The organism is Streptomyces alfalfae, assembly GCF_004127445.1.
Taxonomy (GTDB): domain Bacteria; phylum Actinomycetota; class Actinomycetes; order Streptomycetales; family Streptomycetaceae; genus Streptomyces; species Streptomyces alfalfae.
This window is the reverse complement of the sequence record NZ_QEXM01000015.1, coordinates 42,201-56,501: the sequence shown is the minus strand read 5'-3', so window position 1 is coordinate 56,501 and position 14,301 is coordinate 42,201. Positions and strand designations below refer to the sequence as shown.

General features: G+C 73.6%; 10 protein-coding genes. All 10 read right to left on the bottom strand.

The features are described from left to right. Window positions 1–5: 5 nt before the first annotated feature. The 10 genes from DCW30_RS05190 to DCW30_RS05145 all read right to left on the bottom strand — a co-directional run bounded on the left by DCW30_RS05190 (window position 6) and on the right by DCW30_RS05145 (window position 14,298). Entirely contained in the window at window positions 6–1,481 is a 1,476-nt protein-coding gene (locus tag DCW30_RS05190) for an FHA domain-containing protein (RefSeq protein ID WP_076686298.1), read from the bottom strand. Between the two features lie 62 nt (window positions 1,482–1,543). Then, entirely contained in the window at window positions 1,544–2,890 is a 1,347-nt protein-coding gene (locus tag DCW30_RS05185; RefSeq protein ID WP_076686300.1) for a vWA domain-containing protein, read from the bottom strand. Window positions 2,891–2,992: 102 nt separating this feature from the next. Continuing rightward, window positions 2,993–4,294: a PP2C family protein-serine/threonine phosphatase gene (locus DCW30_RS05180; RefSeq protein ID WP_103557646.1), complete on the bottom strand. Its 1,302-nt coding sequence runs from the start codon at window positions 4,292–4,294 to the stop codon at window positions 2,993–2,995. A 3-nt stretch (window positions 4,295–4,297) separates the two neighbouring features. Beyond that, window positions 4,298–6,766: a serine/threonine-protein kinase gene (locus tag DCW30_RS05175; protein WP_103557484.1), complete on the bottom strand. Its 2,469-nt coding sequence runs from the start codon at window positions 6,764–6,766 to the stop codon at window positions 4,298–4,300. Window positions 6,767–6,813: 47 nt separating this feature from the next. Next, window positions 6,814–8,136: a hypothetical protein gene (locus DCW30_RS05170; RefSeq protein ID WP_076686306.1), complete on the bottom strand. Its 1,323-nt coding sequence runs from the start codon at window positions 8,134–8,136 to the stop codon at window positions 6,814–6,816. A gap of 106 nt (window positions 8,137–8,242) precedes the next feature. Then, window positions 8,243–9,241: a glutamate ABC transporter substrate-binding protein gene (locus DCW30_RS05165; protein WP_076686308.1), complete on the bottom strand. Its 999-nt coding sequence runs from the start codon at window positions 9,239–9,241 to the stop codon at window positions 8,243–8,245. 80 nt (window positions 9,242–9,321) lie between these two features. After that, window positions 9,322–10,851 (bottom strand): hypothetical protein, encoded by a 1,530-nt coding sequence (locus DCW30_RS05160; RefSeq protein ID WP_076689323.1) that lies wholly within the window; start codon window positions 10,849–10,851, stop codon window positions 9,322–9,324. A 287-nt stretch (window positions 10,852–11,138) separates the two neighbouring features. Beyond that, window positions 11,139–12,125 carry an N-acetylglucosamine kinase gene (locus DCW30_RS05155; protein ID WP_076686309.1) on the bottom strand — a complete coding sequence of 329 codons (987 nt, stop codon included), beginning with the start codon at window positions 12,123–12,125 and terminating at the stop codon, window positions 11,139–11,141. Further along, window positions 12,116–13,381 (bottom strand): 6-phospho-beta-glucosidase, encoded by a 1,266-nt coding sequence (locus DCW30_RS05150; protein WP_076686311.1) that lies wholly within the window; start codon window positions 13,379–13,381, stop codon window positions 12,116–12,118. Before DCW30_RS05150 ends, DCW30_RS05155 begins: the two co-directional genes overlap by 10 nt. Window positions 13,382–13,389: 8 nt before the next feature. Continuing rightward, window positions 13,390–14,298 (bottom strand): carbohydrate ABC transporter permease, encoded by a 909-nt coding sequence (locus DCW30_RS05145; protein WP_076686313.1) that lies wholly within the window; start codon window positions 14,296–14,298, stop codon window positions 13,390–13,392. Window positions 14,299–14,301: the final 3 nt, after the last annotated feature.

Sequence of the window (14,301 nt, the reverse complement as noted above, 5' to 3'; positions counted from 1 at the left end):
ACGGGTCAGTCGCGGCGGACCGTGATGGTGGTCCAGGCGCCCACGTGCACGCGGTCGCCGTCCTGGAGCGGGACGGGGACGAACGGCTGGATGGGCTCCTCGCCGTCGTTGACCGTCGTGCCGTTCGTGGAGTTCTGGTCGACGACCGCCCAGCTCCCGTCCGGCTGCTGGACCAGGATCGCGTGCTGGTGCGAGACGCCCGGGTCCTCCGGCGGCACCGACAGGTCGATGTCCGGGGTGTCGCCCGTGGAGTGGCGGCGGCGGCCGATGGTGAGCTGGTTGCCGGCCAGCGGGCGCTGCTGCTCCGGCGAGTACGCGGGCAGGTTCAGCCCCGAGGCCTCGGGGCCGCTGCGCTGCATCATCGCCATGAAGTACTCGCGGTCGGGACCGATGGTCGCCGTCCACGTGCCCGGTCCCTGCGGCGCCTGCTGCTGCGGAGGCCCCTGCGGGAAAGGGTCCTGCTGCTGCGGCGGGCCCTGTGGCGGCGGGCCCTGCGGCGAGCCCTGCTGCTGCGGCGCCTGCTGCGGGGGCGGGCCCTGCTGCGACGCCGGGTTCTGGAACACGTCCTGGCGCCGGAAGGGCTCCTGCTGCTGGGGCGGCCTCGAGGGGGACTGCTCCTGCTGCGGCGGGCCCTGCCGGAACGGCTCGGCCGGGGCCGGAGGCGCCGCGGCGGACGACGACGGCGGGGAGATCACCCAGTCGTCATCACCGCCACCGCCGAAGGACGGCCCTCCGGAGCCGGGCGGCGGCGGGGGCGGGCCCTGCGGCGCACCGCTCTGCTGCGGGAACGCGGGCGCGGGCGGCGCGGGCGGACCCGGCTGCTGGAACGCCTGCGGGGCGCCGGGGCCCTGCGGACCGGACGGGCCGGGCTGCCCGCCGTTGCCGTTCCCGAAGGGCGGGATCGGCTCGGCGGGACGGTTCATCTGCGAGGGGCGCGAGCCCTGGTACTCGTACGAGTCCTGCCCCGGGTGACCGGAAGGCCCACCGGGACCACCGGGGCCGCCGGGGCCAGGGTTACCGGGACCGCCGGGGCCGCCGGGGCCGGGATTACCGGGACCGGGGCCAGGGCCACCGGGACCAGGCTGCTGGAACGGCCGGCCCGGGTGCGGCGGCGGCATACCGGGCCCGCCGTGCGTGGCCGGCAGCGGCGGGTTCGGCGCGGCCGGGGTGTACGACGTGGCGGTGTTCGTCAGGAAGTTCCACCGGCACTCCTCGCAGAACGGCGCGTTCGCCTCGCGGGGCGTGCGGCACTGCGGGCACAGCTCCGCCTCGGGGCCCGGGTCCGGCACGGCGGCCGGATGCGGGCGCCCGGGCGCGGGCCGCGAGAAGTTCGGGTCCTGGCCGGGCGGCGGCGGAGGATAGCCGTATCCGGCCGCGGGCGGCGGCGGGGGAGGCGGCGGTACGGCACCGGCCATGCGGTGACCGCAGACCTCGCACCAGTCATCGGAACCCGACTGGTGTCCGTTCGGGCAGGTCGGCATGTCGGCGCTTCCCCCTCTCCTTCTCCGGCCCGAGGGCCGTACGTGTGGTGTTCTACGCGAAGCTACTGCTTCTTCACGCGAACCGTCTTCGTCGACCGGGTCTCGAGTGTCATCTCGTCGGCCTCGGCGACCTTCGGTTTCAATCGAACAGTACCTTCCGCCGCGTCCACGACGTCCACCACCTTGGAAAGCAGTTTCGCCGTATCCGCGTTGCCGGAGGCGGCGGCGAGCTGGACGGCCCGGCCGAGCTTCGCGGTCGCACCGTCGAGATCGCCCGCTTTGCGGGCGTCGAGCCCCTGCTGGATCACCTGGGCCAGCTCGGCCTGGCCCGTGTAGTGCGCGACCTGCGGATTGATGCTGGTGGACGCCGCCATGTCGTCCGTCCACACCGCCCGCACCAGGCCCTGCGACAGCGTCTGCGCGCTCCCGTCGCCCTGCGGCACGACCAGGGAGACGCGGGCCGCGAGCATCTCCTGGCCGAGGCCGGCGCCGGGCACCTGTACACAGATGTGGTAGTCGCGGGACTCGTCGCCCCAGGACCCGGTGGGGTAGTCCCCGGCCCGCGGTCCCGCCTCCGTACGGCGGTCGGTCAGCTCCTCGACCGTGGGCGCCACCTGCTTGACGAACTTGATCTCCACGCCCACCGGCGTCCACAGGCGCAGGCTGACGTCGGCGACCTCCTTGCCCATGGCCGCCTCCATCATCGAGGTGAAGTCGGCGGCGAGCCCGGCCGGGTCGGCGACGATGTCGGCGGTGCCGAGCAGCGCGGAGGCGATCCCTGTGACCTCTTTCACCTCCCAGTCCGTGCCGACACCGCGGGCGTCGCAGGTGAAGCGGCCCGCACAGGAGTCGAGCGCGGCCTTGAGGTCCTCCGGCGACTCGTGTTCGTTGCGGCCGTCGGTGAGGAGGATGCCGTGCCGGATCGTGACGTCGGCGGAGGCGAGGACGCGGTCGGCCAGGCGCAGCCAGGCGCCGATCGCCGTGCCGCCGCCCGCGCTCAGCCTGCGCAGCGCCTGCTTGGCCTGCCCGCGGGTGGCCGCGTCCGCCACCGCGAGGCGGCCGTTGCCGGGGTAGACCTCCGTGGCGACATGGGTGCCGCCGATCACCGCGAAGCGCACGCCGTCGCGCAGGGCGTCGATCGCCGCGGCCGTGGCGTCCCGCGCGCCCCGCATCTTCGTCGGCGGGTAGTCCATGGAACCCGAGCAGTCGACCATGATCGCCACTGCGGCGTCCGGGCTCTGCCCCGCGGAGTACAGGTGCGGCGCGCCGACGGCCGCGCCGATCGTGCCGCCGCCGGTCGAACTGACCGTGGCGATGGCGTTGACCTCGCGGCCGCCCTCCGGCAGGAACTCGTTCTGGTAGACGTCGACCGAGAACTGCGGCACGTTCGATTTCGAGAAAATGGCCATGGATGCTGCTCCCCCTCAGATCCTCATGGGTTCCCGGCCTCCCCCGGCCGGTTCACGTGCGGGCGGCGTGCGCGCCGGCGGCGCGCGGCGCCCGCGTCGGTGCTAGGCCGATCCTGCCCCTCGCGGCACGAAGGGGAACGGGACGACGGCCACTGTTACGTTGTCGTGGCCCCCGCCGTCCAGCGCGTGGCCGACCAGGACCTGGGCGCTGTGCAGCGGCCGGTCCGCGGCGTCGGCGGGCACGGCCCGGGCCATCTCCTCGACGGCCTCGGCGTAGTTCCACAGTCCGTCCGTGCACACCACCACCACACCCGGGCGGTCGGGCTTGAAGGAAGCGGTGTGCGGCTCCAGTTCGTAGGCGTCGGCGCCGAGCCAGCCCGTGATGGCGTGCGCGCGCTCGTCGGCGTACGCCTCGGCCTCGTTCATCAGGCCCGCCGCGACCATCTGCGCGGCCCACGAGTCGTCCTCGGTGAGGCGGACGGTGGGGCCCTCGCGGTCGTCGGGGACCCAGTAGGCGCGGCTGTCGCCGACCCAGCCGACGACGAGCAGCCCGGCGGCGACGACGGCCCCGACCAGGGTGCAGGCGGGCGCGTTCTGGTGGGGGCTGTGCTCGCGGGCCGAAGTGGGCTCGGCCGCCAGGGCGTTGACCGCGTCGGCCGCCGAGAGGATGGCGTCGTGCATGGCCTGCTGCGGGTGCGTGCCGCGGGGGAGCGCCTCCTGGAGCGTCTCGTTGGCGGCGCGGGACGCGGCGAGCGAGGCCTCGTCGGGGCGGGTCGCGGAGGAGACGCCGTCGCAGACGATGGCGACGACGGCTGACGAGCCGTCGGGCAGGGCCGCCGCCGAGATCGCGAACGCGTCCTCGTTGCGGTGGTGGCGGAGCCCGCGGTCGCTGACCGCGGCGACGGTGTCGAGCTCCTGCTCCATGTGGTCGCGCTCGCGCGGCTGGGCGTGCCCGCAGTTCTCGCAGTACCCGTCGGCGTCGACGCGCCCCGAGCGGCAGGCCACGCAGACCTTGTCGCCCGCGGCCGGGGCGGGGTCGGGCACGGCCGTGCGCGGATCGGTGACGTCGGCGGGGATCGCGGGGGCCTCGGCGGGGAGCGGCGGGGCGGCGGCCGGCGCGGGCAGCGGGTACTCGTCGGGCTCCCTCAGCTCGCCGCCCGCCGAGTCCGTGCCCGGCAGGTCGGTGGGCAGGTGCGTGGGCGCCGGGGTGTCGGAGCTGTCCACCTCGGGGGCGGCGGGCCAGGGCTCCTCCGGGGCGGGGAAACCGGCCGACCCGTTGGGGGAGGCGGCGGGACGGGCCGGCACCGCCGACAGGTCGTACCCGCACGCTCCACAGAACAGGTCACCCGATTCCAGCGGCTCCTCGCAACTGGGACAGGCAGACAGTTGGGGCATCTGCGACATCACTCACACCCACGTCCGGGGGCGGAAACGGTTGGCCCGCTCCACCAGTTCGATCCTCTCCTCGCCACCCTGTGCGAGCCGGGCCAGTGTCCGGTACGAACGCTCCAGTCCGAACCGGAGACCGCGCTCGTCCAGTTCACTGCCGAGCAGTGCGGTCCGCGAGCCGGTGGCCGGCGGCGCGGAAACGTGACCAGAGTGCCTACCGGAGAGTACCCAGTCGAGCGCCGTCCCCAGAACCTCGGTCGACAGGCGCTCCCTGCGCACCGCGTCGAGACCGAAGCCGGACAGGGCCTCGATCTGGCCCGCGGCGGCCGTCAGGTCGTCCAGGAAGGCGGCGTCGGGCGGTGTGGCCGGTCCGTCCAGGCGCCGGCGGAGCCGCGCCCGCACCGCGGCGACGCGGGCCGCGGTGTAGTGGATCGAGGACTCCGGCACCGACTCCAGGGTGTGCACGGCGCCGGTCCGGTCACCGGCGGCGAGCCGCACCCGCGCCAGGCCGAACGCGGCGCTCACGTAGCTCGGGTCGGTGGTCCACACCAGGCGGTAGTACTCGGCGGCGTTGTCGAGCTGGCCGAGGACCTCCGCGGAGACGCCGAGGGCCAGCTTCGGCGCGGGCTCGCCGGGGAACGCGTCGTAGACCGCGTCGAAGGAGAGCGCCGCGTTCTCGAAGTCGCCGGTGGCCAGGGCCGCCACGCCCCGGTACCAGACCACCCGCCAGTCGTCCGGATGCTGCCGCTCCAGGTCGACCAGGGCCTGGGAGGCGGACGCCAGTTCGCCCATGGCGAGCCGGGCCCGCAGACCCCGCAGCCGCAGCTCCACCGAGTCGGCGGGCGCCGCTCCGAGCGCGGTGATCAGCTCCGCGGGCGCGGACGCCAGGAGCCCGGCGAGGAAACCCGCGTTCGGATCGCCCGGGTCGACGTGCGGCACCGGCAGGGCCAGCGCCGTCGCGACCGCGTCCAGCGGGCGCACGAGCGTGGACGTCGGGGGCGCGGGCGGCAGCGCCCGGTGGCCGCTGCCGACCTCGGGGACGGCCGGGCGCACCCCGAGCCGCGACACGTCGCCCGAGAGCTCCGCGAACAGGTCGGTGTCCGGGACCTTCACCTCGGGCCCGAACAGCGTGGACAGGGACGGGCGAGGCTTGCCCGTCTGGAGTGCGACGACCTCCCGCAGGACGCCCGTGAGCTGCTCGGCCATCTCCTGCGCCGAGGCGAAGCGGCGGGCCGGGTCCGGGTCGGTGGCGCGCACCAGGAGCCGGTAGAAGGACTCATAGGCGCGGAAGACCTCGATGTTGTCGGGGTCGGGCAGGGAGTCCGCGAAGACGTTCGTGTAGCCCTGGAAGTCGAAGGTCAGGACGGCGAGCGTCCGCGCGACCGTGTACAGGTCGGAGGCCACCGAGGGCCCGACCTCCGCCACCTCGGGGGCCTGGTAGCCGACCGTGCCGTAGATCGCGGACTCGTCGTCGTCCATCCTGCGGACCGCGCCCATGTCGATGACCTTGAGCTGGCCCTCGGTCTGGATGGCGTTGTCCACCTTGAAGTCGCAGTACAGGAGATTGCGGCTGTGCAGATGGCCGAGGGCCTCAAGGGCCTCGATGCCGTACGCGCACGCCTGCTCGACCGGCAGCGGGTCCCGCCTGCCGTCCGCCGAACGGCGGCTGTTGGCGATCTCCTTCAGGGACTTGCCGCCGACGTACTCCATGACGATGTACCCGTCCATGGAGCCGGTGCGCTGGTCCAGGTGCTCGACGAAGTTGTAGATGCGGACGATGTTGGCGTGCTCGATCTCGGCGAGGAAGCGCCGCTCGGAGATCGCGGCGGCCATCGCGTCCTGGTCGCCCGTGTCGAGCAGGCCCTTCAGCACCACCCAGCGGTCGGACACCGCGCGGTCTATCGCGAGATACACCCAGCCCAGGCCGCCGTGCGCCAGGCAGCCCACGACCTCGTACTGCCCGTGCACGATGTCACCGGGGTTCAGCTTCGGCACGAAGGAGTACGGGTGGCCGCACTTGGTGCAGAACCCCTCGGTCCGCCCCGGCCTGTCACCCCGCGCCCGCCCCACCGGCGCCCCGCAGTCCGAGCGCGAGCAGAACCGCTTCCGCTCGGGCACCTCCGGATTCTCCTGCACCGCGCCGCGCGGGTCGGGACGCGGCACGTCCGGCACCGCGACCAGGCCGACGCCGAGCCGCCCGCGCCCCGAGGACGGGGCCGCCGAGCCCGAGCTGCGCACCGAGACCGAACGGGACGTCGAACGGCCGGAGACGGAGCGCGAGAGCCGCCCCGACACCGACCTGCGGGAGGACTGCGAACGGGCGGAACGGGACGAGCGGGAGGAGGAGCGGGAGCCCGAGCCGCTGCCGGAGCCCCGCGAGCCCTTGCCGCCGCCCGTGATGCCGGTCGGCGACGACCCGACCATGCCGGTCGGCGAGACCACGGGCGCGAGACCGCACGTGTCGCAGTACAGCTCGCCGCCGCCCATGTCCTCGTACGACCCCGCGCATCCGGGCCGCTGGCACTGCCGCTGGCTCACGCTTCCTCCCTGCGGTCGGCGGTCCCGCCCTGCTGCGGGACCCTGGGGGCGAACAACTCGGCGGCGGCCCGCTGGTAGCGCAGCACCGCCTCCTCGGCCACGCGCAGGTCGCAGGGCGCGCTCCACAGCATCCGGCGGGCCGCGTCGTACCGCTCGATCAGGAGCGGGTCCTCGGCGTGGCCGTGCCGCGCCACCTTCGCCTTGTACGCGTCGAGGCGGCCCCGCAGCTCCGCGCGGACCGCGAGCGGCGCCGTGACGGCCGTCAGCGACTCACGGGCCCGCACCAGCTCCTCCTCGGCCTTCTCCTCCAGCGATTCGAGGAGCGGCGAAAGGCGGTGCCACTGGGCGTTCCTGCGGTAGTCCGACGCCAGCGCCAGCTGCTCCTGGAGCGCGGTCGGCGGGCCGCTGACCGCGGGCACCTCGGAGGCGGCGATCTTCGCGAGGACCTCGCCCCTGGCGTTCCTCGCCTCCGCCAGGGTGCGGTCGGCGCGGGACAGCACGTCGCGCAGCCGGCCGAGCCTGGCCTCCGCGTCCTGGCGGACGGTGAGCACCGCCTCGATCTCGCGGCGCACCTCCTCCAGGGCGCGCGCCTCGCGGTCGTAGCGGTCGGTGTGCGCACGGCCGCCGCCCGGCGCCGAACTGCCCTCGGCGCGCTGCCAGAACGCGAGCGGGTCGCTGATCACCTGCTCGCGCAGGGCGGTCAGGCTGCGCGTGATGCGCTCCAGGTCGTCGCCCGAGGGGTGCTCACCCGGGCGCACGCCCACGGAGTGCGCGAGCTGGCGGGTGCGGGCCAGCTCGGCGGCGAGCAGGTCGATGCGGGCGGGCAGCGCCGACCAGACGGCGTCGGCGGCCACCACCACGTCGAGCGAGTGCGCGTACAGGTCGTTCATCCGGGCGACCAGCTCTTCGAGCGTGAAGCGCTCGGTCAGCTTGGCGGGGCCGCCGGTGAGCGACGGCGAGGCGCCGGACGCGGAGCCGCCCGCCACCGTCACGGACCGGCCGCGCAGCAGCTCCGTGAGCTCCGCCAGGTCCTCGCGGCCGGGCCAGCGGCGGCGGGCGCGCAGCTCGCGCGCCGCCCGGAGGGCGCCCGCGTACGCGTCGAAGTAGGCCCAGAGCAGCGTGATCCGGTTCTCGGCGGCCGCCCACCGCTCCTCGGTGACGCCGGTCAGCTTCGCGCCCTCCAGGAGGCGGCGCCCGGCGTGGTCCTGCAGGGCGAGGAGCGAGGTCTCGATCGCCTCGTGCTCGGCGTCGAGGCGCGCCAGCGCACGGTCCACCTCGTCCCGGTCCATCAGTGGACCGGGGGGCTCCGTGACGCTCATCGATCACCTCTCCGCTCTGCGTGGCCGTGACTCTTCGGTCTTCTCACACCACTCTTCGGTCTTCCCACACCAGTTGTACGCCCTGGGGCATAACGTCCGCGTTCCCTCAGTCGCGGTAGTCCGCCTTCGGCGGTGACGCGTTCTCGCCGATGGGGCCCCTGAGCCATTCGTCGTAGGACTTCTTCCAGCCGTCCTTGTCCGCGCGGTAGTCGGCGAGGACCTTGTTGACCCGGCGGACCAGGTCGTCCGCGCCCTTCTTCATCGCCACCCCGTAGTACTCGGTGGTGAACGGCTTCTCGCCCTTCAGCTCCACCGCCGGGTCCTGCGCCGCCTGGCCCGCGGCGAGCGCGCTGTCGGTCACCACCGCGTCCACCTCGCCCAGTTGCAGCCGCACCAGGCAGTCGAGCTGGTTCGGCACCGTGGTGGAGATGTCGGCACCGTAGCTCTGCTTCTTGAGTTCGTCCTCGGCGATGGAGCCCGCGGCCGAGCAGACCTTCTTGCCCTTGAGCGACCCGTTGTAGCCCGTGATGTCGGACTTCCTGGGCGCGAGCACCTGCTGGCCGGTCTTGAAATACCCGCTGGAGAAGTCGACGTCCTTCAGGCGCTCGCAGTTGACGGTCATGGTGCGCACCACCATGTCGACCCGGCCGTCCTTGATCGCCGGGATGCGCTCGTTCGTCGGGATGGCGCGGAAGACGACCGCGTCGCGGTCGTCGAAGATCTCCTCGGCGATCTTCCGCGCGAGATCGATGTCGAAGCCCTCCAGTTGGCCGCCCTTCTTGTTCGGGTCGCGGTAGCCCCAGCGGAAGCTGTTCTGGTCGACGCCGACGACGAGCTTCTTGACCTTGCGGTTCTTGATCTCCTCGATCGTCGGGCCGTCCTCGTCCGACGGGGGCAGGCTCTGGTCGTCGCAGTTGTCGGCCTCGGCCCGCGCGGGCGCCGCCACCGGGACGGTGTCGCCGCCCCGGGCCGCGCCGGTCCCGCCGCCGTCGTCACCGGGGGGCAGGGCCACGAGGGTCGCCGCGAGGGCGGCGGTGAGGCCCAGCGCGCCGAGGCCCGCCAGGCGCCCGCCGCTCGGCCAGGACCTGCCGCGTGGTGTCCGCATCGTCCGTGCGCTCCCTTCCGCCCCTGCCGCCGATCCTGGCCGCGTCCCGGGCCCCGGCCCCGTGTCCGTCCCCGGCCCGCTCATCGGTACTCCGAGAGCCTGCGGCCGATGCCGAGCACGGCGCCCCCCGCGCCGAGCACCGCGAGAACCGCGGCGCCGACGGGCAGCCCGCGCATGGCGCCCCTGCCGTCCTCGGCCGCCTGCTCGAACTCCCGCCGCTCGTGCGCCAGCGCCCGGTCCAGGGCCGCGTCCACGTTGTCGAAGCACTCGCCGGTCGCGCCCTTGGCGCCGATGACCTTGTTGAGCGCTCCCTGGTAGTCACCGGAGTCGTCGCTCTCGCGGGCCACCTCGTGACGTTCCTTCCAGACGCCCACGTTCTCCGCGGCGTCCAGCACCGGGTTCTCGCCGCCCGGGTCGCCGTCGGCGAGGGCGACGGCCTCGCCGAGGAGGCCGCTGTCCTTGTCGCCGAGCCGCTTCATCAGCGCGCGGTAGGAGACGTCGAACTTGTCCTTGCTCTCGCCCTTCACCTCGGTGGTCTCCGCGCCCCGGCTCACCAGTGTGAGGTTCTCGTTGCCCCGGGCCTTCAGGGAGCCGATGCGGGCGTCGTTGAGGACGTTCAGGGAGCGCACGCCGTCGTCGTACGACTCGTTGAGCCCGGAGCGTGCGAACGTGTGCCCGATGACGAGCCAGAGCAGGACGACCGTGCCGGCGGCCGTCGCCGCGAGCAGGCCGGGGTTGAACACCCGGTTCGTACGGCGGTAGTTGCGGCGCTGCGTCCACGCGAGGGCGGCGAGCGCGGCGACGCCGAGGGCGATGGCGAACCACGGATACGGCTCGGCCTTGGCGTAGTCCGAGGACAGGCGGGCGTTCTCCGCCTTGTACAGCTTCTCGGCGGCCGGGAGCATCTGCGTCTGCATCTTGTCGTTCGCGTACCGCAGATAGGCGCCGCCCAGGGGCAGGCCCTGGCGGTTGTTGGCGCGGGCGCGCTCGATGAGGCCCGTGTACTCCGGGAGCAGTTCGTTCAGCTTGCCGACGGCGGCGGCCGACGACGAGGTCGAGCCCGCGTTCGACGCGGCCTTGGCGAGCTTCTCCGAGGCCCGCTCGATGTCCCGCTCGTACCGGTCGCGGACGGCGGCGGGCTCCTGGCCGCCGGCGAGGAAGCCGCTGGACGCCGCGGTGTTGGCGTCGGCCAGCGAGCGGTAGATGGCGGCGGCGTCGTCGCTCAGCGGCTGGCTGCGGTACAGCACGTCGTGCGCGGCAGCCGAGCGGTCCGTCATCTGCCAGGTGGTGACCGCGCCGAACCCGATGACGAGCGCGGCGAGGACGGCGCCGATGATCCGCAGCCTGCCCGGCTCGGTGGTCGCCGCGGCGCGCAGCCGGTCAGTGCCCTCGGCCCAGGCGGTGCGCCGCTTGGCGGCGGGCTGAGCGGCGGGCTGAGCGGCGGCCTGTGCGGTGGGAGACCTGCGGGCGGGCGGGACACCCGGGGGCGGCTGCGGCGGGGCGGCGGGCGGCGTCGGCGCGGACGGCCCCGGCACTCCGGCCTGACCGGGAGTCCCGGCCCGCGCCGGAGGGTCCGGCGGCACCGCGCTGCCGTTCGGCGGATGTGACACCTCGACCTCGACCTCCCCCTTGGTCATCGGACTGCGGCTCCGGCCCGGCGCGGCGGCACGGGAAGAAGTCCACGGCCGCAAGTATTGCCGCAGGGACTGACATCCGCACAGGCCTTGACTCGATCTTGTTCGGATCCCTGCTCTGGAACACGACATTCGAAGGTGTTCGGTTCCCTTTTCCCTCGAACGGGGCGAGCGGACGGGAGGGGCGGCGGTGTCGAACACGCCGGGCCGCGACGGGCGTTGAGCCCGGCGCGGCCCGGGAGGGGAGGCTCCTGGCGGGGCGCTCAGGCGTCGCTCTCGTACTGCTCCCGCACGCGCGCGTGCACCCCGGTCGGAGCCCCCACCTGGTCCAGGCCGAGCAGCGCGGCGCCCAGCACCGGCCGCGCCACGACCACCCGCGGCTCCGCCTTCGGCGCCCGCTCGGCGAGCAACGCCGCGATGCGGTTGTCCAGTTGCGGATGACGCGCCGCCAGGACGCTGCCGCCCAGCAGGACCGGAGCCTCCTCGGCGAGCAGCCCCAGGCGCTCAAGCGCCACGGCCGACATGGCGACGACCTCGTCGGCCATCCGGTCCACCAGCGAGCGCGCCACGCCGTCGCCCGCCGCCGCGGTCGCGAAGAGCACCGGCGTCAGCTCGTGCCGCCGCACCGCCGGGATGCGGCCCAGGTGCAGCGCCTCGATCAGCGCGTACATCGAATCCAGGCCGAAGTGCGCGGGCAGCGTCTCGCGCAGCGCGGTCGCCTCCCCGCGGCCGTCCTCGGCCCGCGCCGCGTGCCACAGCGCCTCCTCGGCGAGGCCGCCGCCCCCGCCCCAGTCGCCGGAGAGCCGGCCGATCGCGGGGAAGCGCGCCGTGCGCCCGTCGGGCAGCATGCCGACACAGTTGATGCCCGCCCCGCACACCACGGCGACGCCCCGCGGCTCGGCGTCCTCGAGGAGCCCGGCGCGCAGGATGGCGAAGGTGTCGTTGCGCACGTCGACGGAGGGGCCCCAGGCCCGCCTCCGCAGCGCGTCCGCGAGCTCGCGCTCCTCCACGGGCAGATCGGCGTTGGCGAGACAGGCCGAGACATGGCCCACGGAGTCCACGCCCGCCTCGGCGAACGCCCGCGCCACCGCCTCCGCGAGGACGTCCACCGCGGTCTCCACGCCGACCTGCGGCGGCTGGAACCCGCCGCCGCGCGCCGCGCCGACGACCTCGCCGTCGGCCGCGACCACCGCGACGTCGGTCTTGCTGTTGCCCGCGTCGATCGCGAGCACGCTCGTGCCTACGCCCACGCCAGGTGCTCCCGGTTGTGCGCGAGCAGGCTGTCGGTGAGCCGCTCGGCGTACGCGTACTGCCCGACCAGCGGATGGGCGAGCAGCGCCGTGAAGACGCGGTCGCGGCCGCCGTGCAGCGCGGCCTTCAGGGCGAGCTCCTCGTAGGCCGTGACGTTGGCGATCAGCCCCGTGTACAGCGGGTCGAGCGCCGGCGCCGCGAGCGGCGTGGCGCCCGTGGCGTCCACCGCGGCCTGCACCTCGATCACCGCGTCGTCGGGCAGGAACGGCAGCGTGCCGTTGTTGACGGTGTTGACCACCTGGTGGGGGCTGCCGCCGTTGCCGAGCAGCGAGGCCGCGAGGTCCACGGCCGCCTCGGAGTAGAAGGCGCCGCCGCGCTTGCCGAGCAGCGCCGGCTTCTCGTCGAGCGCAGGATCGCCGTACATCTCCAGGAGCTGCCGCTCCATCTCGGCCACCTCGGCGGCGCGCGACGGCTTGGTCCGCAGCTCCTCGACCACCGCGTCGTGCTGGTAGTAGTAGCGCAGGTAGTACGAGGGGACGACGCCGAGCCGGTCGACGATCTCGCGCGGCATCCGCAGGTCCTCGGCGACCGCGTCCCCGTGCTCGGCGAGCAGCTTGGGGAGCACGTCGTCACCGCCGGGGCCCCCGAGACGCACGCCGGTCTCCCACGTCAGGTGGTTGAGCCCCACGTGGTCGAGGTGCACCTCGCCCGGCGTGACGTCGAGCAGCTTGGCGAACTTCCGCTGGAAGCCGATCGCCACGTTGCACAGGCCGACCGCCTTGTGCCCGGCCTGGAGCAACGCGCGCGTGACGATGCCCACGGGGTTGGTGAAGTCGATGATCCAGGCGTCCGGGTTGGTCCGGCGTACGCGCTCGGCGATGTCCAGGACGACGGGGACCGTCCGCAGCGCCTTGGCCAGGCCGCCCGCGCCGGTGGTCTCCTGGCCGACGCAGCCGCACTCCAGCGGCCACGTCTCGTCCTGGTTGCGGGCCGCCTGTCCGCCGACGCGGAGCTGGAGCAGCACGGCGTCGGCGTCCGCGACGCCCGCGTCCACGTCGGAGGTGGTGACGATGCGGCCGGGGTGGCCCTGCTTGGCGAAGATGCGCCGCGCCAGGCCGCCCACCAGTTCGAGCCGGTCGGCGGCGGGGTCGACGAGGACCAGCTCCTCGATCGGCAGGGTGTCCCTCAACCGCGCGAATCCGTCGATGAGTTCGGGTGTGTAGGTCGACCCTCCGCCGACCACTGCGAGCTTCATATCGGTTCTCAGCCCTTTACTCCGGTGAGGGTGACGCCTTCGACGAAGGCCTTTTGTGCGAAGAAGAAGATGACGATGACGGGCGCCATGACGAGCAGGGTCGCGGCCATCGTCATGTTCCAGTTGACGCTGTGGGCGCTCTTGAACGACTCAAGTCCGTAGCTCAGTGTCCACGCGCCGGGGTTCTGGGCCGCGTAGATCTGCGGCCCGAAGTAGTCGTTCCAGCAGTAGAAGAACTGGAAGAGCGCGATCGCGGCGATGCCCGGCTTCGCCATCGGCACGACGATCTTGACCATGGTGCGGAACTCACCGCAGCCGTCCACCTTGGCCGACTCGATGTACTCCTTGGGGATGGTGAGGAGGAACTGCCGCAGCAGGAAGATCGAGTACGCGTCGCCGAACGCCATGGGGATGATCAGCGGCCACAGCGTGCCCGACAGGTGGAACTGCTGGGCCCAGACCAGGTACATGGGGATCACGATGACCTGCGGCGGCAGCATCATCGTCGAGATGACCAGCAGCATCGCGGTGCGCCGGCCCCGGAAGCGGAACTTGGCGAGCGCGTACGCCACGGGGATGGCCGAGCAGACCGTGAAGAGGGTGCCGAGCCCCGCGTAGAGCAGCGAGTTGCGCCACCAGTCCAGGAAGCCCGGCGTCTCGAACACCGTCTTGTAGTTCGACCAGTGCCAGGAGTCGGGCCACAGGTCGCCGCTCATGGCCTGCGAGTCGCTCATCACCGACGTCAGGAAGACGAAGACGAACGGCAGGACGAACAGCAGCGCGACGGCGATCGCGACACTGTGCACGGCGATCCAGTGCAGGACGCGCTTGCGGCGGGCGCGGGCGGCGGCGGGGCCGTGCGGCTGCGGCGGAGCGGGGGCGGGCGCGGCGGGCGCGCCGAGAGTCGTGGTCGTCATGGG